Origin of the sequence: Streptomyces sp. C36, from assembly GCF_040932295.1 — a bacterium.
Lineage (GTDB): Bacteria > Actinomycetota > Actinomycetes > Streptomycetales > Streptomycetaceae > Streptomyces > Streptomyces triculaminicus.
In genome coordinates this window covers 572,911-591,483 of sequence record NZ_JBFQGI010000004.1, presented here as the reverse complement: position 1 = coordinate 591,483, position 18,573 = coordinate 572,911, and the positions used below count along the sequence as shown (strand labels likewise).

Sequence of the window (18,573 nt, the reverse complement as noted above, 5' to 3'; positions counted from 1 at the left end):
CAGGTAGTTATTCCGCGGGTGCGGGCGCCGGCAGGGGCTCGGGAGGGTGGACGGAAAGGGGTGCCGCGATGTCCTCGAGGGAGCGGCCCTCGGCGCGTACGGCCAGGATGGCGGCCACCACTCCACCCACGCACATCAGCGCCGCGCCGATCGAGAAGGCCAGGACCGTGTCGCCGACGACTCCGCTCTGGGTCAGGGCGGAGAAGAGCAGGGGGCCGCTGATGCCGCCCGCCGCCGTGCCCACCGCGTAGAAGAAGGCGATGGCCATGGCCCGGGTCTCCATCGGGAAGATCTCGGAGACCGTCAGGTACGCGCTGCTCGCGCCCGCCGAGGCGAAGAAGAGCACGACGGCCCAGCAGGCGGTGAGGGTGACGGCGTTCAGCAGGCCGGCGCCGAAGAGCCAGGCCGTGCCGAAGAGCAGGACCCCGGCCAGCAGATAGGTCGACGAGATCATGATGCGCCGGCCGACGGTGTCGAACAGCTTGCCGAGGAGCAGCGGGCCGAGGAAGTTGCCCACCGCTATGACGGCGAAGTAATAGCCGGTGCGGGAGGTCGAGACGCCGAAGAAACGGGTGAGGATGGCGCCGAAACCGAAGGTGATGGCGTTGTAGAGGAACGACTGCCCGACGAAGAGGGCGAGTCCCAGGGCGGCCCGGCGCCGGTAGTCGGAGAAGACCGTGAGCGCGATGTCCCGGAAGCCGAAGCTCTCGCGCTGGCGGATGGTGATGCTGCCCTTGGGGGGTGGCAGCTCGGTGCCCTTCTCCTTGGCGACGCGCTTCTCGATCGACGTCACCAGTTCTTCGGCTTCCTTGGCGCGGCCGTGGATGAACAGCCAGCGCGGACTTTCCGGCACATGGCGCCGTACGAGCAGGATCACCAGCCCCAGGATGACGCCCAGCCCGAAGGTCAGCCGCCAGCCCAGGCCCTTGGGGAAGATGCTCGTGTCGAGCATGAGGATCGACAGCAACGAGCCCGCGATGGCGCCGAGCCAGAAGCTGCCGTTGATGATCAGGTCGACCCGGCCCCGGTAGACGGCCGGGATCAGCTCGTCGATGGCGGAGTTGATGGCCGCGTACTCGCCGCCGATGCCGAAGCCCGTCATGAAGCGGAACGCGAAGAACCACCAGGACGAGTACGAGAGCGCGGTCATCGCCGTGGCGCCCAGATAGACGGCGAGCGTGACCATGAAGAGCCTCTTGCGGCCGAAGAGGTCCGTCAGCCGGCCGAAGAAGAGCGCGCCGGAACACGCTCCCGCCACATAGAGGGCCGCGGCCAGGCCCGTCACCCCGCCCGAGGTGATCGGCAGGCCGCTGCCCTGCTCGGAGAGCCGGCCGGCGATGTTCCCGACGACCGTCACCTCCAGGCCGTCCAGGATCCATACCGTGCCGAGACCGATCACCACAGTCCAGTGCCACCGGGACCAGGGAAGGCGGTCCAGGCGCCCAGGCACCGACGTGGTGATCGTTGTCGCGGTCGTCGTCACATGCTCTGATTTCCCGATCAGCAGCAGAACATTCCCACCAAATGGGATATTCGACGGCTGTAACCCAGGTGCCCCGCTACGGTTGCGGACCGCCGCGATCGCGGCGGTCCGCACGGCCGCCTACGGAGCGTCCCCCGGCTCCCTATGACCGCGCCCCTAATGACCGCGCCCCCTATGACCGCGTCCCCCTACGGCCGCAGGCCCCTGCCCCGCAGCCACGACAGCGGGTCGATGGGCGAACCGCCGCCCGGCCGCACCTCGAGATGCAGATGCGCACCGGTCACATTGCCGGTCGCCCCCACCCGCCCGATGACCGTGCCGGCGCCGACCTTGCCCGACGTCACGACCATCGACGACAGGTGGCAGTACCAGATCTGGGTGCCGTCATCGAGGGTCAGGACGATCCGGTAGCCGTACGGCCCCGCCCAGCCGGCCTGGGTGACCGTGCCGCCGCCGACCGCCTTCACCGGCGTACCGGTCGGAGCGGCGAAGTCCTCGCCGGTGTGGTTGGCGGACCACATGTCGCCGGCCTGGCCGAAGCCGGCGGTGAGGGTGTACGAGCTGACGGGGAGGACGTACGAACGGACGGGCGTCGTTCGGGTGGTGCCCCGGGCGGCCCGCCGGGCGCTCTCCTGGCCCCCGGCCGCCGCGCCGACGGCCTCCTGGCCCGCCTCGGCGCGTCCCGAGCCGGCCTTCGGCGTCCCGGGCCGCACCGCCTGAGCGGCCTGTGCCGCCTTCTCGGCCTTCCCGGCCTGCTCCGCCTCTTGCGCTTCTTGTGTCACGTGGGCCTCGTGGGCCTCCACCTTCTCCGCGGCCACCTTGCGCGTCGACTCGGCCGCCGCCCGCTCCTCGCTCTCGCGCGCCGCGTCGTCCGCGAGGCCCTGTTGACGCTCGGCCTGCTGGAGGATGCGGGCCCGCAGCACCTCGCCCGCGTCGGCGGCGCTGTGCGCGGGCTCCGGCGCGACCTCGGCGGACCCCCCGGACGTCGAGGCCGTCGAGGCCGTCGAAGCCACCGCGGCCGACGTCATGTCCTCGGCCGTGCCGCCCTCGGCCTTCTCGCCATCGGTCATCAGCGTGCCGACGCCCGGGATCTTCTGGGCCAGTTCCGGCACGGATATCGGCGCCGCCGGCCGGTCCTGGGCGCTCGCCATGCCGCCCGCCCCCACCGCCGCGATCATGCCCACGCCCAGCACCGCGCCGCTGCGGGCCATCGTGCCGCCGCGCTGCTTGACGACCCGGTGTCTGCCGCGGGCCGGGGGCACCGGCGAGTCCTCGGAGGGGTTCCACTCGCTCACCGGCTCGCCGGCGTCGGCGTCTGCGTAGGACTGCGGACCGGCGTCGTATCCGTCGTAGCCGCCGTATCCGTCATGGCCGTCGTACGTTTGATAGGCGGCGGCCGCGCCGCCAGTCGTGCCGTACGTACCTGACGCGTCGTACGTACCCGACGCGTCGTACGTGTCGTACGCGCCGTACCCGTCGTGCGAAGTTCCGTCCGGCTCAGGCCTGTTGGACGCCACGAGGCGCACTCCTTTCCTTCCGACTCGCCTACCGGGTTAGCTGACGGGTTCGGAGCAGGAAGGTCTCCTACGGGCCGGTTCGACGGCCCGATTCACCCCAAAGGTTGATGGTTCCCCGGTTCCATCCACGGGATTCGGCGAAGGGCGCGGTGCCGCCTCTTGCGGCGGTTGCAACGTCCGCGCTGCGTTATCGAACGTTAATAGACATGGCGGCCGGAAACCAAGCCGAAAGCGTGAATCCGCCCGCCTCTTGGGGTGAGTTCGGGATACGCCGGACGTGACCGTTCGTCAGCCGTTATCCGGCTGGACGCGGATCGTACGCGCCGTGCCCGGGCTGATCGCGTGGGTGACCGTGGCGGGGCGGTGGCGGCCGTCGCCGCGCCGGATGGCGAGCAGGGCCATGTCGTCGTCGGTCCGGCCGCCGACGTGCCGGGCGACGTCCGCGACGAGGGTGTCCAGGAGCGAGTCGGGGTTCTTGAACTGCCTTCCGGTCAGGCGTCCCCGCGGGTCGTAGAAGGTGCCGCCCGCGTCCCGCGCCTCGCTCACCCCGTCGGTGAACAGCAGCAGGGTCGCGCCCACGGGGAACTCCCACTCCTCCACCCGGTCCGGCCACTCGCCCAGCTCCCCCATGCCGAGCGGCAGCGCGGGCACGGCGGGGCGGGCCTCGCCGATCATGCCGTCGGGGTAGACGAGGAGCGGCGGCGGATGGCCGCGGTTGACCAGGCGCAGCGCGCCGCCGCCGTGCGGGACCTCGGCGAGCACGGCGGTGGTGAAACCCTCCGTCCGATCGATGTTTGCCCGGCGCGCGCCTTCTCTCTGCAAAGCGCGCTCCAGTCGTGCTGCGAGCCCCTCCAGCGTGCGCTCCTGCTCCGCCGCCTCGCGGAACGCACCGATCACCACCGCGACCGCCTCCACCGCGCCGAGCCCCTTGCCCCGTACGTCCCCGACGATGACGCGTACGCCGTGCGGCGTGTCCTGCACGGCGTACAGATCGCCCCCGATGCGGGCGTCGGCCTGGGCCGCCACATAGCGGGCGGCGACGCGCAGGCCGGCGATCCGGGCCGGGGGCGCGGGAAGCACGGCGCGCTGCGCGGCCTCCGCGATGCCGCGTACGGAGGCCAGCTTCCGGTCGCCGCTGTGGACGATGTGGTTGATGCCGAGGGCGAGGGCGCCGACGGTCAGCACGGTGACCACCTCGGTCACGGATTCGCCGGTCTCGGGCGCCTGATGGCCGATGCTGAGCCCCACCATCGCGGCCAGGGCCGTGAGCGCGACGAGAAGAGTGCCGCGCGGGGACAGCAGGGACGCCGCGATGAGCGGGGCCGACGCGAAGAAGGGGGCCGAGGAGTACTTGGGGGGCGTCAGAACGTCGAAGAGGACGCCGGCGGCGATGACCACGAGCGGCAGCCGGCGTGCCCGGGAGGCCTGGTGCCCCCGCGCGGAGGGCCGGTCCGCTTCGGTGCCTTCCCGCCGCCACCGCTTTCGCACCGTGCGCTCTCCTGCCCGACTCGCCGACTCACCGCTCACCGACACGCCGCTCACCGACACGACGTACGCGCGGCATGTCGCGCGGCATGTCGCGCAGTACGTCGCGCAGCACGCGCGCGTACCGAGCGATTCATGCGTCCCGGTCCACCCTCGCGGGTGTCGGGCGCTCCTGCGAGCGGGGTGCGCCGATCGAGGGGCCGATCGAGGGTGCGCCTGTCGAGGGTGCGACGCAGTGAAGCCGACGAGGGCGCGGCGCCGTGAAAGCGCCGCGCCCTCGTCGGCTTCAGGTCCGGCCGGCTTCAGGCCGGGTGCCGGGTTTCAAACCCTGCCGGTGTCAGCGGGAGGCGCGGCCGCCGCCGGCGCCGCCGCCGCTGCGGCGCGGACGGCCGCCGACCGCGTTGCCGGGGCGGGTGCCGCCGGCGCGCCGGGAGCCGCCCTCGGAGTTGCCGCCGCCGAGGCCGCGGAAGCCGCCGCCGGAGGTGGTGCCGGAGCCGCCGCCCTCCGTGCGGGTACGGCCGCGGCCGCCACGGCTGCCGCGCGAGCGGGACGGCTTGGAGGAGGCCTGCGGCTGGGCGGCGACCGGCGGCGCGATGACCACCGCGACGCCGCTGGGCTCACGGGCGCCGGTGATGCGGGCGAGCTCCGGGTCGGAGGGGTAGGTCTTGATGACGTTCGGGGTGATCTTCGCCGTGACCATCATGCGGCTCATCTCGCGCCGCTGCTCGGGCAGGACGAAGGTGACGACCGTGCCGGACTCGCCCGCGCGGGCGGTGCGGCCGCCTCGGTGCAGGTAGTCCTTGTGGTCGGTCGGCGGGTCGATGTTCACGACGAGGTCGAGACCGTCGATGTGGATGCCGCGCGCGGCGACGTTCGTCGCGATCAGGGCCGTGACCTGCTCGGTGCGGAACTGGTCGAGCACGCGGTTGCGCTGCGGCTGGCTCTTGCCGCCGTGCAGCGCGGCGGCGCGTACGCCCTCGGACAGCAGCTTCTTCACCAGGCGGTCGGCGTCGCGCTTGGTGTCCACGAACATGATCACGCGGCCGGCGCGGGCGGCGACGCGGGTGACGGAGTCCTTCTTGTCCTGGTCCGTGACGTGGAACAGGTGGTGGTCCATCGTGACGACCGCGCCGACGGAGGCGTCGACGGAGTGCGTGACCGGGTCGGAGAGGAACCGGCGCACGAGCCGGTCGACGTTGCGGTCCAGCGTCGCGCTGAACAGCATCCGCTGTCCCTGCGGGGCGACCTGGTCGAGCAGCCGGGTGACCTGCGGCAGGAAGCCCATGTCGGCCATCTGGTCGGCCTCGTCGAGGACCGTGATCGCCACGTCGCCGAGCTTGCAGTCACCGCGCTGGATGAGGTCCGCGAGGCGTCCGGGCGTCGCGACCAGCACCTCGGCGCCACGGGCCAGCGTCTGGGCCTGACGGCCGATGGACATGCCGCCGACGACGGTGGCCATCCGGAGGTTGACGGCGGTGGCGTACGGGCTGAGCGAGTCGGTGACCTGCTGGGCCAGCTCGCGGGTGGGGACGAGGACGAGCGCGAGCGGACGGCCCGACTCGGCACGTCGTCCGGCGGTACGGGCGAGCAGCGCGAGGCCGAAGGCCAGGGTCTTGCCGGAGCCGGTGCGGCCACGGCCGAGGACGTCCCGGCCGGCCAGCGAGTTCGGCAGGGTCGCGGCCTGGATCGGGAAGGGCTCGGTGACGCCCTCGCGGGTCAGGGTGGCGAGGAGGCCGGCGGGCATCTCGAGCTCGGCGAAGGAGTCGACCGGCGGCAGGGCCGGGGTCGTGCTGACCGGCGTCTCGAACTCGCCGCCCTGCGGCTCGACGGTCCGGCCGCGGCCGGAGGACTGGCGTCCACCACCGTCGCCGCCGCGGGTGCGGGCGGGGCGGGACGTGCGCGGGGAGCGCTCGGAACGGTCGGAGCGCGGAGAGCGCTCGGAACGCTCGGGCCGCGAGGAGCGCTCGGAACGGTCGGGGCGCTCGGAACGAGCGGGGCGTGCGGCGGAGCGAGTCATGCGGGGGGACCTTCCCTCAATGGGGTGCCAAACCCCCTGTTCGGACGGACGCGACGATGGGGCCCGCACCCAGTGGTGCGGGCCCCATCAAAAGCGTCGGCGCGCTGCGGCGCGCTACGGCGCTGCGGGTGATCGTCAGATGTTGACGATGTTCTCCGCCTGCAGGCCCTTCTGGCCCTGCGTGACGTCGAAGGACACCTTCTGGCCCTCGAACAGCTCACGGAAGCCGTTGGAGGCGATGTTCGAGTAGTGGGCGAAGACGTCGGGGCCGCCGCCGTCCTGCTCGATGAAGCCGAAGCCCTTTTCCGAGTTGAACCACTTCACGGTGCCGGTCGCCATGTCTATCTCCTTAGTGATGGGATGGGCCCCAAACCGGAAAAAGACCGGCGAAACCAAAAATGCGCCTTCGGCTACATGGCCGAGGCGCACACGAGTTCATGGGTACCACAACTGCAACTCGAACAATCGTAGCACGAGGAAACCGCAGGGATGGCACGTACATGACTATCACGCCACCCCAAGCCCTCGCTCCCCACCCCCGCCCGGCCCTATAACTCGACGCCCTGCGCCCGGGCATGCCGGTCGGCCGCCACCTCCGCCTCCGCCTCGTCGAGATACACCTCACACACGAGCCGGCCGTCCGTCGTCATGTTGTGCTCCAGCTCCCAGAGGCTGACCTCGCCGCCGCCCTCCAGCAGGAACGCGTGCTCGTAGAACCGGCACCAGGTGGTGTCCCGCCCGGCTCCCCGGCGCCTGGGCTTGGTGATCAGCGCGATGTGATGGCCGAGCGCCCCCCGCAGCAGGTCGCGGACCACCTCACCGGGGCCGTCCGTGTTCTCCGCACGCCGCAGCAGCCTGCGGGCATGGTCGGGCGAGGCCTCGGAGACGTACTCCCTCCGGGGCCGCGTCGGCCCCATGGCCAGCAGGAGCTCCTCCGCCAGCCAGGCCGGCAGCTCCTCGGCCTCGCTGCCCGGCCCGATGCCCCCGCCGCCGATCCGGTCGTGCACCCGGCGCTCGGCGGCGTCGAGGGCGTCCTCGTCGCCGTACAGCTCGTACAGGAAGCACTCCTGCGGCCCGGTGTCGTGCTCCAGCTCGTACAGCAGCAGGCTGCTGCCGTCCGCCAGCAGGAAGATGTGCCGGTAGGTGTTGCACCGCAGTGGGCGGCTCTCGTCGTTGCGCTGGCGGTACGAGCGCAGTTCGGCCTGGTGCATGAGCGCCGTGCCCAGCCGCTCCAGCACCCGCTCGGCGATCTCGAAGCCGTTCTGGGCCCGTTTCAGCAGTTCCTCGACCTGCTCGGCGGGCGTCGGCTCGGACGCGCCGCCCCGCGGACCGCGTCCGGGGCCGCCCGGCTCACCGCAGCCGCCCCTGCTCTCGCCCTCGCCCCCGCCCGCTCGCGTCTGCGCCATGCCTGCCGACCTCCCGACCTCGCCACACCGAACCCCACCCCGCGCACTTACCGTAGCGGCGCGAACACGGCACCGGGGCGGGGTTTTCACCAACTGGCGGGAGGCCTGCGGCGGCGGGGTGAACCACCCCGGCCGCCCGATGACGCCACCGGGACGTCACGCGGACGCCACTCGCAGGCGCGTCCCCCGAACGCCCGGCGCAACGGGCGGAGCACCCCGGCCGCGGTCCAGGTGACCTAACACGGACCCCGGCCGTCCGTACGCCCGCCGAGCCACCACCCCAGCAGGGCCGCCGCCGACAGCAGCAGGCCCGCACCGACGAAGGCGGTCGCCGGGGCCGCGTCCACGGCGAACGGCAGCAGCAGGAGACCCGCCGTACCGGCCGTACGGATCGCGGTCTGATCGACCGTGAGCAGCCGCAGCCGCTCGGCCGTGCCGAAGGACAGGAGGCGGGCGCGCAACGTCACGGCCGTCACGGGGAAGAGCAGCCCGGAGGTCACGCAGAGCGCGATCACCGTCGTCATGGAGCCGGCGACGCCCAGCCCGGCCAGGGCCAGCCCGGACGCCGTCCAGGCGAGGCAGTACGTGGCCAGCCAGGGCCGTCGGGGCGGCAGGTGCCCGGTGAGGAGGTTGCCGCCGAGGCCGCCCGCCGCCGTGGCGGCGAGGGAGAGCCCGTAGCCGGCGGCGCCCTGGCCGAAGCGGGTGACGAGCAGCGGGGGCAGGCCGACGGTGGAGACGGCGGCGGTGAACAGGGCCACGCCGTGCACGGCGATGGCCACGCCCACGCCCCGGTGCGCGCGCAGCAGGCCCCAGGCGCGTACGACCGGCGCGCGCCCGACACCGGCCGCTCCACCCATGCCCGTCGCGCCCTTCTCCGTCACGGCAACCTCCGTCACCGGCACTTCCGGCACGGGCATCGCCGTCATGCCGGCCGACGCCAGCGCGCTGCGCCGGCCGAGCCAGCCGAGCGCGGCGGCCGACACGGCGAAGGTGAAGCCGTCGATGGCGAAGAGGTGGATCTCGGGTACGAGCACGAGCAGCGCCCCGACGCTCCCCTGGCCGACGACCGCCGCGACCCGCGAGGTCAGGTCGAACAGGCAACTCACCTGCTCCACCTCGTCCGGATCCACGAGCTGAGGAATCAACGCGCCGAGATTCGGCTCGAAAACGGCGCTGAGGGAGCCGAGCAGCAGCACCAGGACGAGCAACACCAGGAAGCCGGGCAGGTCCGGCGACCACAGCACCGGCACCGCCACGGCGACCAGCGCGCGTCCGGCGTCGACCCTGGCCAGCGAGTGCCAGCAGGTGAACCGCGCCACCAGCGAACCCGCCGCGCCCAGCACGATGTACGGCAGCGACTCGACGACGCCCACCAGCCCCATCAGCGAGGACGAGCCGGTCGACTCGTACACCACCCACATCGCGGCCAGTCCGTAGAGCCGGTCGCCCAGGACGGACAACGCCATCGACAGCCACAGCACCCGAACGGGCCTGGAGCGCAGCAGCTGCATATGCCTCATGGCGTGTTACCTCCGGCAATTCCGGTCCGGGGCCCGTCACCCTAGAGCGGCCCGCACCGGCCCATCACCGGCAAACCCTCACGAAAGCGGACCGGAATCCCCCCACGACCACCCGCGCGGGTGGCGTGGCCGCGTATGACCGCCACCCACCCCCGGCCGTTGTCCCCGCGTTCGCCGCCCGTTCCGGCGCGGGCCCTCCCCCGGGCCGGCGAACGCCGCCCGAAACGCCAAAGAGGCCCAGGCCGGAATGGATCCGACCTGGGCCTCCGCGGTAGGCCGTGTGGGACTCGAACCCACAACCAATGGATTAAAAGTCCACTGCTCTGCCAATTGAGCTAACGGCCCGCACACCGCAGCATAGCCCGGCCGACCGCCGGAGCCCGAGTCCTTATGGCGGGTTCCTGAACGGCCGAGGGCCCGTACGGCGACGAACGCGCCGTACGGGCCCTCAGTTCAGCTGTGCGGATCAGCCGTTGCGCTTCCAGCGCGGCTTGTCGTCGCGGCGGAAGCCACCCGACGGACGGTCGTCACGACGGAAACCACCGGAGGGACGGTCGCCGCCACCGGAGCGGTAGCCACCGGACGGGCGGTTGTCGTCACGACGGTCGCGGTTGAACGGACGGTCGCCGCCACCGGAGCGGTAGCCACCGGACGGACGGTCGTCGCGGCGGAAGCCACCGGAGGGGCGGTCGTCACGACGGAAACCGCCGGTGGGGCGGTCGTCACGACGGTCGTCGCGGCGGAAGCCGCCACGGTCGCCACCGCGGTCGTCACGGCGGTCGGTGCCACGGTCGTCACGACGGAAGCCACCGGAGGGGCGGTCGTCGCGGCGGAAGCCACCGGTGGGGCGGTCGTCGCGGCGGAAGCCGCCACGGTCGCCACCGCGGTCGTCACGACGGTCGTCACGACGGTCATCGCGGCGGAAGCCACCCGACGGGCGGTCGTCACGACGGAAACCACCGCGGTCGCCGCCACGGTCGTCGCGGCGGAAGCCGCCACGGTCGCCACCGCGGTCGTCACGACGGTCGTCGCGGCGGAAACCGCCGCGCTCGCTGCTGCCACGGCGCTCGTAGTTGCCCCGCTCGTCGCGGCGCTCGTACGCGGGCGCGGTCTGCTGCGCCGGCACGGACGCGGCGACAGCCGCCTCCTGCTCCTGCGCGGCGGCCTCTGCCTGGGCCTCCTCGGCGGCGGCGGCCACCGCGGCCTCCGGGTCCTCGCCGCGCTCGCGGGCGGCGCGCGCCAGCAGGCGGTCGGCCTCCTCGCGGAGCTCGGTCGCGCGGCGCTGGGCGCGCTCGACCTGGCGGTTGAGGTCGGCCAGCTCGCGCTCGGCCTGCTTGGCGGCGTTGGCCGCGGAGTCGGCCTGGACCTCGGTGAGGGAGCGAGCGCCGGTGATCTTGGCGACGTCCTCGTCGAAGGCGCCGGCACCGCCGACGATGTGGCGCGAGGCGTCGACGCCCGCGTCCTCCATCAGACGGAAGATCTGCTTGCGCTGGTGCGGCAGGGCCAGGGAGACGACCGTGCCGGACTGGCCGGCGCGGGCCGTACGGCCGGAGCGGTGCAGGTAGTCCTTGTGGTCGCCGGCGGGGTCGACGTTGAGGACCAGGTCGATGCCGTCGACGTGGATACCGCGGGCGGCGACGTCGGTGGCGACCAGGCAGTTCACGTAGCCGGCCTTGAAGTCCTCAAGGACGCGGGTACGGGCGCCCTGGGTCATGCCGCCGTGCAGCGCGTCCGCGCGGACACCGGAGTCGAGCAGCTGCTCGGCCACGCGGTCGGCGCCCATCTGGGTGCGGACGAAGATGATCGTGCGGCCCTTGCGGGCGGCGATGGCGGCCGTGACCGGGGCCTTGTCCTTCGGCTTCACGACGAGGACGTGGTGGGTCATGGTCGACACGGCACCGGCCGAGGGGTCGACCTCGTGCGTGATCGGGCTGACCAGGTAGCGCTTGACGAGGGTGTCGATCTCGTTCTCCAGCGTGGCGGAGAACAGCAGGCGCTGGCCACCGGCCGGCACCAGGTCGAGGATCTCGGTGACCTCGGGCAGGAAGCCCATGTCGGCCATCTGGTCGGCCTCGTCGAGGACGGCGACCTGGACCTTGTCGAGGGACGCGGCACCGCGGTTGATGATGTCGCGCAGACGGCCCGGGGTGGCGACGAGGATGTCGACGCCGCGCTCGAGGGCGTAGATCTGGTTGCCCATGGACGTACCGCCGCAGACGACCTTCATCTTCAGGCCGAGCACGTCACCGTACGGCTGAAGGGCGTCGGCGACCTGCATCGCCAGCTCGCGGGTCGGGGTGAGGATCAGGCCGCGGGGGCGCTTCTTCTCGGTGTGACCGCCGGCCAGCGTCGACAGCAGCGGCAGACCGAAGGAGAGCGTCTTGCCGGAGCCGGTGCGGCCACGGCCGAGGATGTCCTTGCCGGCCAGGGCGTCCGGGATGGTCGCGGCCTGGATCGGGAAGGGGGTGGTCACGCCGTTCTGGGCGAGCTTGCGGACGATCGCGTCGTCCAGGCCCAGGTCGCCGAAGGTGATCTGCGGCTCGGCGGGCTCGGCGGCCTCGGCGGCGGCCTCGACGACCTCCGCGGCGGCCTCGACGATCATCTCGTCGGCCTCGGGCATGGTGGTGGTGTCAGTGGAAATGGACATGCGAAATGCGAAACCTTCCGGAGTTTCGGCACGCGCCCAAGCTCCGTGTCGGCTTCACAAATGACCGCCTCGATGCGGTCAGCCACGGCAAGGTAAGGAACGCGCCACACGGCGCGCTTCTGTCAGGCGCCGGGCAAATGGGATCAAACGATCTACCACCATACGCACCCAAGGCCATGCTGCGCAAGCCGCCGTCCGATGGCCTGCGCCACACCGCGCCCGACGGCGGCCGCCCGACAGGGCACGAGGCCGCCGACCGTACGCACCGGGACGCCACTGTCCGTGACGTCCCGCCCTACGACGGCCCGGCCTGCGGCCCCGGCTGCGGGGCCGGCGGGGAGGACGACGGCGGCTGGGACGGCGGCGAGGGCGGCGCCTGGGTGCTCGGGGGTTGCGTGGGCGGCTGCGGCGGGGCCGACGGCTTGCCCGGCGGCTGAGAAGTGCCCTGACCCGGGCCGGCCGGGGGCTTCTGCGTCCCCGGCTTGCCCGGCCGCTCGGCGGGCGGCGACGACCCAGGGGCGGTCGACGGCGCCGCCGAGGCGGAACCCGAGCGCCCGCCCTTGGCCGCCGGGCTTCCGCTCGCCCCGTTCCTGCCCGCCTTCGCGTCCGCACGGCCCGGCCGCCCGCCCGGGAGCTGGATCCCGCCGTCCAGCTGCGCCCCGGTCTCGCGCTGCTTGCCCGTCCCGCCGGGCGCGTGGTGCCCGGGGTCGCTCACGCTCATGCACCCACCCAGGGCCAGTGTGGCCACGGCCACGGCCGCGAGACGGGTGAGCGCTGACGCGGGCGCCGACGATGCGCGCATGGAAGAGACCGCCTTCGGGTGCAGGGGACAGGCTTCCTGCCCAACTGGCCCCGCCCCGCCCAGGACACGCCGGGCGGTCGGCCGTCAGCCATCGATCATCCGTAGCCCAGCGCGTGCAGCCTCGCGTCGTCGATCCCGAAGTGGTGGGCGACCTCGTGAACGACCGTCACCTCCACCTCGGCCACCGCTTCGTCGCGGCTCTCGCACATCCGCAGCGTCGGCCCCCGGTAGATCGTGATCCGGTCGGGCAGCACTCCGGCGTACCACTCGCCGCGCTCGGTCAGCGGCGTGCCCTCGTACAGCCCGAGCAGGTCCGGCGCGTCCGCCGGCGGCTCGTCCTCGACGAACACGGCGACGTTGTCCATCAGCCGTGTCAGCTCCGGCGGGATCCGGTCCAGGCCCTCGGCGACCAGTTCCTCGAACTCCTCGCGCGTCATCTCCAGCACCCCGCCATTGTCCGGCACGAACGCCCATCGGGACGGTCCGGCGGAGCGCCTCGGCAAACCGTTTTGGCGATCGGTCCTCCCATCCCATATGCTTCTCACGTCCCCGAGGCGCTGCGAAGCGCCCAGGTGGGCCATCAGCCCTCATCGTCTAGTGGCCCAGGACGCCGCCCTTTCAAGGCGGTAGCACGGGTTCGAATCCCGTTGGGGGCACGCTGTACCGTGTGCGAGACTAGTGCTCGCACATAGCATGGTCCTGTGGAGCAGTTTGGAGTGCTCGCCACCCTGTCAAGGTGGAGGCCGCGGGTTCAAATCCCGTCAGGACCGCTGTGACCGTCTTCGGACGGTTACGTGGCTGGGTAGCTCAGTTGGTACGAGCGTCCGCCTGAAAAGCGGAAGGTCGCCGGTTCGACCCCGGCCCCAGCCACCATGAGACCCCCATCTCCGGATGGGGGTCTCGGTGTTTTCCGGGCTGGTCGCCGGTTCGGCCCCGGCCCCGCCCCGATGAGCCCCGCCCCCGGATGGGGGTCTCCGTGCTTTTCCCCCGCTAAATGCGTTCGCCGCTTCGCGGCGCGTGGTGCGATCCTGGGGTTCGTATGTCTACGCAGCCTGCCCCCGCCACCTTCGACGGCCTCGCCGCCCGCCTCCCCGAGCTGATGCTGCGCGACGCGCAGCGACTGGGGCGGCGGCTGGACGGGGCACGCCGTATCCGTAAGCCCGAGGCCCGTGCGGCCGTCCTGGCCGAGATCGCGGCGGAGGCCGACACGGCCGAGCTGCGGGTCCTGGGCCGCCGCGCCGCCGTCCCCGAGATCAGTTATCCCGAGCAGCTTCCGGTCAGCCAGAAGAAGGACGTCATCCTCGAGGCGATACGCGACCACCAGGTCGTGATCGTCGCGGGTGAGACCGGCTCCGGAAAGACCACCCAGATCCCCAAGATCTGTCTGGAGCTCGGCCGCGGCATCAAGGGCCTGATCGGCCACACCCAGCCCCGCCGGATCGCCGCCCGCACGGTCGCGGAGCGCGTGGCCGAGGAGATGCGCACGCCGCTGGGCGAGGCGGTCGGCTGGAAGGTCCGCTTCACCGACCAGGTCGGCGGCGAGACCATGGTCAAGCTGATGACCGACGGCATCCTGCTCGCGGAGATCCAGACGGACCGCGAGCTGCGCCAGTACGACACGATCATCATCGACGAGGCGCACGAGCGCAGCCTCAACATCGACTTCCTGCTCGGCTATCTCGCCCAGCTGCTGCCCCGTCGCCCCGACCTCAAGGTCGTGATCACCTCCGCGACGATCGACCCCGAGCGCTTCTCCCGCCACTTCGGCGACGCGCCCATCGTCGAGGTCTCGGGCCGTACGTATCCGGTGGAGGTCCGCTACCGGCCCCTGCTCGAGGAGGACTCGGGCGACGCGGACCGCGACCAGGTCACCGCGATCTGCGACGCGGTGGAGGAGCTGCAGAAGGAGGGGCCCGGCGACATCCTGGTCTTCCTCTCGGGCGAGCGGGAGATCCGGGACACGGCGGACGCGCTCGAGAAAAAGCTCCCCCGCGCCGGAGGCGCCATCGGACACAGCACCGAGATCCTTCCGCTGTACGCGCGGCTGTCGCACGCCGAGCAGCACCGCGTCTTCCAGCGGCACACCGGCCGCCGCGTCGTCCTCGCCACCAACGTGGCCGAGACGTCGCTGACGGTCCCCGGCATCAAGTACGTCATCGACCCCGGCTTCGCCCGTATCTCGCGCTACAGCCACCGCACCAAGGTGCAGCGGCTGCCGATCGAGCCGGTCTCGCAGGCCAGCGCCAATCAGCGCAAGGGCCGCTGCGGCCGTACGAGCGACGGCGTCTGCATCCGGCTGTACTCGGAGGACGACTTCCTCTCCCGTCCGGAGTTCACGGACGCGGAGATCCTGCGGACGAACCTGGCGTCCGTCATCCTGCAGATGACCGCGGCCGGCCTGGGCGACATCGAGAAGTTCCCCTTCATCGACCCGCCGGACCGGCGCAACATCAAGGACGGCGTCGATCTGCTGCAGGAGCTCGGGGCGATCGACCCGCAGCAGAAGGATCCGAAGAAGAGACTCACCCAGCTGGGCCGCAAGCTCTCCCAGCTGCCCGTCGACCCTCGCCTGGCCCGGATGGTGCTGGAGGCCGACCGCAACGGCTGCGCCCGCGAGGTCATGGTCATCGCCGCCGCCCTGTCCATCCAGGACCCGCGCGAGCGGCCGTCGGAGAAGCAGGCGCAGGCCGATCAGCAGCACGCCCGGTTCAAGGACGAGACGAGCGACTTCCTCGCCTTCCTCAACCTGTGGCGGTACGTGCGCGAGCAGCAGAAGACGCTGTCGTCGTCCGCCTTCCGCCGCATGTGCAAGTCGGAGTACCTGAACTATCTGCGCATACGCGAGTGGCAGGACATCTACTACCAGCTGCGTACGGTCGCCAGGACGATGGACATCCACCTCGCCGAGGAGGACGCGGCGCCGGAGCGCGTGCACCAGTCGCTGCTGGCCGGCCTGCTGTCGCACATCGGCCTCAAGGACACCGAGAAGAACAACGAGTACGTCGGTGCCCGCAGCGCGAAGTTCGCGGTCTTCCCCGGATCGGCGCTGTTCAAGAAGCCACCGCGCTGGGTGATGTCGGCGGAGCTGGTGGAGACCTCCCGGCTCTGGGCGCGGGTGAACGCGAAGATCGAGCCGGAGTGGGTCGAGCCGCTCGCCCAGCACCTGGTGAAGCGCACCTACAGCGAGCCGCACTGGGAGCAGAAGCAGGCCGCGGTGATGGCGTACGAGCGGGTGACGCTCTACGGCGTGCCGATCGTGGCGCAGCGGAAGGTCAACTACGGCAGGATCGATCCGGAGACCAGCCGGGAGCTGTTCATCCGCAACGCCCTGGTCGAGGGCGACTGGCGGACGCATCATCAGTTCTTCCACGACAACCGCAAACTCCTCGGCGAGGTCGAGGAGCTGGAGCACCGTGCCCGTCGGCGCGACATCCTGGTGGACGACGAAACGCTGTTCGACTTCTACGACCAGCGGCTGCCCGAACATGTCGTGTCCGGGGCGCATTTCGACTCGTGGTGGAAGCACAAGCGGCGTGACGAGCCCGAGTTGCTCAATTTCGAGCACTCGATGCTCATCAACGAGAACGCCGAGGCGGTCACCAAGGACGACTATCCGGACTCCTGGCGCCAGGGCCGGCTGAAGTTCAGGGTGACGTACCAGTTCGAGCCGGGAGCGGACGCGGACGGCGTGACGGTCCACATCCCGCTGCAGGTGCTCAACCAGGTCTCGGCCGAGGGCTTCGACTGGCAGATCCCGGGGCTGCGCGAGGACCTGGTGACGGAGCTGATCCGCTCGCTGCCCAAGCCGATCCGCCGCAACTGCGTCCCGGCGCCGAACTTCGCCCAGCGGTTCCTGGACGGCACCGTCCCGCTGCAGGAGCCGCTCCCGACGGCGCTGGCCCGGGGGCTGCACCGGATGACGGCCGTGCGCATGGAGGCGGAGGACTTCGACCTCGCGAAGGTCCCGGACCACCTGAAGATCACTTTCCGGGTGATCGACGAGCGCAAGCGCAAGATCGCGGAGGACAAGGACCTGGAGGCGCTGCGGCTGAAGCTCAAGCCGAAGACGCAGGCCGCGATCACCAAGGCCTTCGAGAAGGCCGCGGAGACCTCCGGCGGTGGCGGCCTCGAGCAGCGCTCGGGCCTGACCCGGTGGACGATCGGCGCGCTGCCGCGCACCTTCGAGACCCGCCGCGCCGGCCAGCCGGTCAAGGCGTACCCCGCGCTCGTCGACGAGGGCGCGTCGGTGGCCGTACGGCTCTTCGACACCGAGCCGGAGCAGCGCGAGGCCATGTGGGGCGGCACCCGCCGTCTCATCCTGCTCAACCTGCCCTCGAACCCCGCGAAATTCGCCCAGGACAAGCTCGGCAACCAGCAGAAGCTCGCCCTGTCGCGGAATCCGCACGGCTCGATCCAGGCCCTCTTCGACGACTGCGTCTCCGGCGCGGCCGACCGGCTGATGGCGGCCCACGGCGGCCCCGCCTGGGACGAGGAGTCCTTCCGCAAGCTCTTCGACGCCGTGCGCGCCGACATCGTGGACGCGACGCTGGACACGATCCGCAAGGTCCAGGAGGTGCTGGCCGCCTGGCAGGCCTGTGAGCGCCGCCTGAAGGCCACCGCCAGCCCGGTGCTGCTGCCGTCCCTCACGGACGTCAGGGAGCAGCTGGCGGATCTGATCCGCCCCGGCTTCGTGACCGCCCACGGCGTCCGCCGGCTGCCGGACCTGCTGCGCTACCTGGTGGCCGCCGACCGGCGGCTGACGCAGCTGCCGTCCAACGCCGAGCGGGACCGCGTCCGGATGGCGAAGGTGACGGAGATGCGGGACGAGTACGCGTGGCTGCTGGAGCAGTTCCCCAAGGGGCGGCCGGTGCCCCAGGAGGCCCGCGAGATCCGCTGGATGATCGAGGAGCTGCGGGTGAGCTACTTCGCCCATGCGCTCGGCACCGCCCATCCCGTCTCGGACAAGCGGATCGTCAAGGCGATCGACCAGCTGGCGCCCTGAGCGCACATGTCGCCGGCGCCGCCACGCGCGGCGTCGGCGACGTGTGCTCCACGCCTCACCGAGGGAGTTCGACCGCACCCCCTGACCTGCTGTAGAGTCTTGTTTCGCAGCCCCGGGGAACCGGGAAAGCAAGCAAGGTCCTGTGGAGCAGTTTGGAGTGCTCGCCACCCTGTCAAGGTGGAGGCCGCGGGTTCAAATCCCGTCAGGACCGCATCATCGCAAGGCCCGCGCCATAGACTTGGCGCGGGCCTTGCTGCTGTTCGGAGCCCTTTGAGGGCGCGTCGGCGGAAGGCCCGGATCCACTCCCCTGGTTCCGGGCTTCGTGCGTTCGACCTTGACTGCGACACGTGCCAGGGGTACCCAGTCAGTGGGAGGTGCTGCGCCCCATGACGACGACCCGGCCCGACAAGCGGACGGAGAGCATCCGGCATGAGACCCGTGCGCTGCTGCGCGCCCACCTCTCCGCCGCCGTCGGCTACCGCCACCTGACGAGACACTGCCCGGTCTGCCACCGGCTGCTGCGGCTGGCCCAGGAGGCCGCGGGCGAGACGCAGGAGCCCTGGGGCCCGGATGCCCCGGCCCGGTGACCCGTGCGGCATCGACGCTCAAGTCCTTTACCCCACAAGGGTGGTGGGCGACAAGCATGCCGCACTGTGACGGGAGTCACCGAAAGAGTTACGGAAGGGGGGGACCT

12 protein-coding genes, 5 tRNA genes and 1 riboswitch are annotated in these 18,573 nt (G+C 71.7%); of the genes, 7 read left to right on the top strand and 10 right to left on the bottom strand.

What is annotated here, in order from left to right:
* Positions 1-7: 7 nt before the first annotated feature.
* The 9 genes from AB4K12_RS16270 to AB4K12_RS16230 all read right to left on the bottom strand — a co-directional run bounded on the left by AB4K12_RS16270 (position 8) and on the right by AB4K12_RS16230 (position 12,075).
* Positions 8-1,501, bottom strand: coding sequence for an MFS transporter (locus AB4K12_RS16270; RefSeq protein ID WP_368434894.1), 1,494 nt, complete (start codon positions 1,499-1,501; stop codon positions 8-10).
* A gap of 170 nt (positions 1,502-1,671) precedes the next feature.
* On the bottom strand, positions 1,672-3,000 hold the full coding sequence (locus AB4K12_RS16265) for a M23 family metallopeptidase (protein ID WP_368434855.1): 1,329 nt from the start codon (positions 2,998-3,000) through the stop codon (positions 1,672-1,674).
* A 10-nt stretch (positions 3,001-3,010) separates the two neighbouring features.
* Positions 3,011-3,150, bottom strand: a riboswitch (cyclic di-AMP (ydaO/yuaA leader).
* A 138-nt stretch (positions 3,151-3,288) separates the two neighbouring features.
* Positions 3,289-4,407 (bottom strand): PP2C family protein-serine/threonine phosphatase, encoded by a 1,119-nt coding sequence (locus AB4K12_RS16260; RefSeq protein ID WP_368434893.1) that lies wholly within the window; start codon positions 4,405-4,407, stop codon positions 3,289-3,291.
* A 415-nt stretch (positions 4,408-4,822) separates the two neighbouring features.
* Positions 4,823-6,502 carry a DEAD/DEAH box helicase gene (locus AB4K12_RS16255; protein ID WP_368434854.1) on the bottom strand — a complete coding sequence of 560 codons (1,680 nt, stop codon included), beginning with the start codon at positions 6,500-6,502 and terminating at the stop codon, positions 4,823-4,825.
* Positions 6,503-6,637: 135 nt separating this feature from the next.
* Positions 6,638-6,841 (bottom strand): cold-shock protein, encoded by a 204-nt coding sequence (locus AB4K12_RS16250; protein WP_086571010.1) that lies wholly within the window; start codon positions 6,839-6,841, stop codon positions 6,638-6,640.
* Positions 6,842-7,050: 209 nt separating this feature from the next.
* Positions 7,051-7,908, bottom strand: coding sequence for a DUF6227 family protein (locus AB4K12_RS16245; protein WP_368434853.1), 858 nt, complete (start codon positions 7,906-7,908; stop codon positions 7,051-7,053).
* Between the two features lie 236 nt (positions 7,909-8,144).
* Positions 8,145-9,428 (bottom strand): MFS transporter, encoded by a 1,284-nt coding sequence (locus AB4K12_RS16240; RefSeq protein ID WP_368434852.1) that lies wholly within the window; start codon positions 9,426-9,428, stop codon positions 8,145-8,147.
* A 272-nt stretch (positions 9,429-9,700) separates the two neighbouring features.
* Positions 9,701-9,773: transfer RNA gene (locus tag AB4K12_RS16235), tRNA-Lys, on the bottom strand.
* Between the two features lie 121 nt (positions 9,774-9,894).
* Complete coding sequence (locus tag AB4K12_RS16230) at positions 9,895-12,075, bottom strand: DEAD/DEAH box helicase (RefSeq protein ID WP_368434851.1); 2,181 nt, start codon at positions 12,073-12,075, stop codon at positions 9,895-9,897.
* 137 nt (positions 12,076-12,212) lie between these two features.
* Between AB4K12_RS16230 and AB4K12_RS16225 the strand changes: the two genes are divergently transcribed.
* Entirely contained in the window at positions 12,213-12,512 is a 300-nt protein-coding gene (locus tag AB4K12_RS16225) for a hypothetical protein (protein ID WP_368434850.1), read from the top strand.
* 460 nt (positions 12,513-12,972) lie between these two features.
* Here the strand turns inward: AB4K12_RS16225 and AB4K12_RS16220 are convergent, their stop codons facing one another.
* A complete protein-coding gene (locus AB4K12_RS16220) occupies positions 12,973-13,323 on the bottom strand; it encodes a metallopeptidase family protein (RefSeq protein WP_368434849.1) in 351 nt (116 codons plus the stop codon).
* A 137-nt stretch (positions 13,324-13,460) separates the two neighbouring features.
* Between AB4K12_RS16220 and AB4K12_RS16215 the strand changes: the two genes are divergently transcribed.
* The 6 genes from AB4K12_RS16215 to AB4K12_RS16190 all read left to right on the top strand — a co-directional run bounded on the left by AB4K12_RS16215 (position 13,461) and on the right by AB4K12_RS16190 (position 18,466).
* A tRNA-Glu gene (locus AB4K12_RS16215) sits at positions 13,461-13,533 on the top strand.
* Between the two features lie 39 nt (positions 13,534-13,572).
* A tRNA-Asp gene (locus AB4K12_RS16210) sits at positions 13,573-13,647 on the top strand.
* 26 nt (positions 13,648-13,673) lie between these two features.
* Positions 13,674-13,750: transfer RNA gene (locus AB4K12_RS16205), tRNA-Phe, on the top strand.
* A gap of 166 nt (positions 13,751-13,916) precedes the next feature.
* Entirely contained in the window at positions 13,917-17,879 is a 3,963-nt protein-coding gene (hrpA, locus tag AB4K12_RS16200) for an ATP-dependent RNA helicase HrpA (protein ID WP_368434848.1), read from the top strand.
* 136 nt (positions 17,880-18,015) lie between these two features.
* Positions 18,016-18,090, top strand: a tRNA-Asp gene (locus AB4K12_RS16195).
* Positions 18,091-18,265: 175 nt separating this feature from the next.
* Positions 18,266-18,466, top strand: coding sequence for a DUF6274 family protein (locus AB4K12_RS16190; RefSeq protein WP_368434847.1), 201 nt, complete (start codon positions 18,266-18,268; stop codon positions 18,464-18,466).
* Positions 18,467-18,573: the final 107 nt, after the last annotated feature.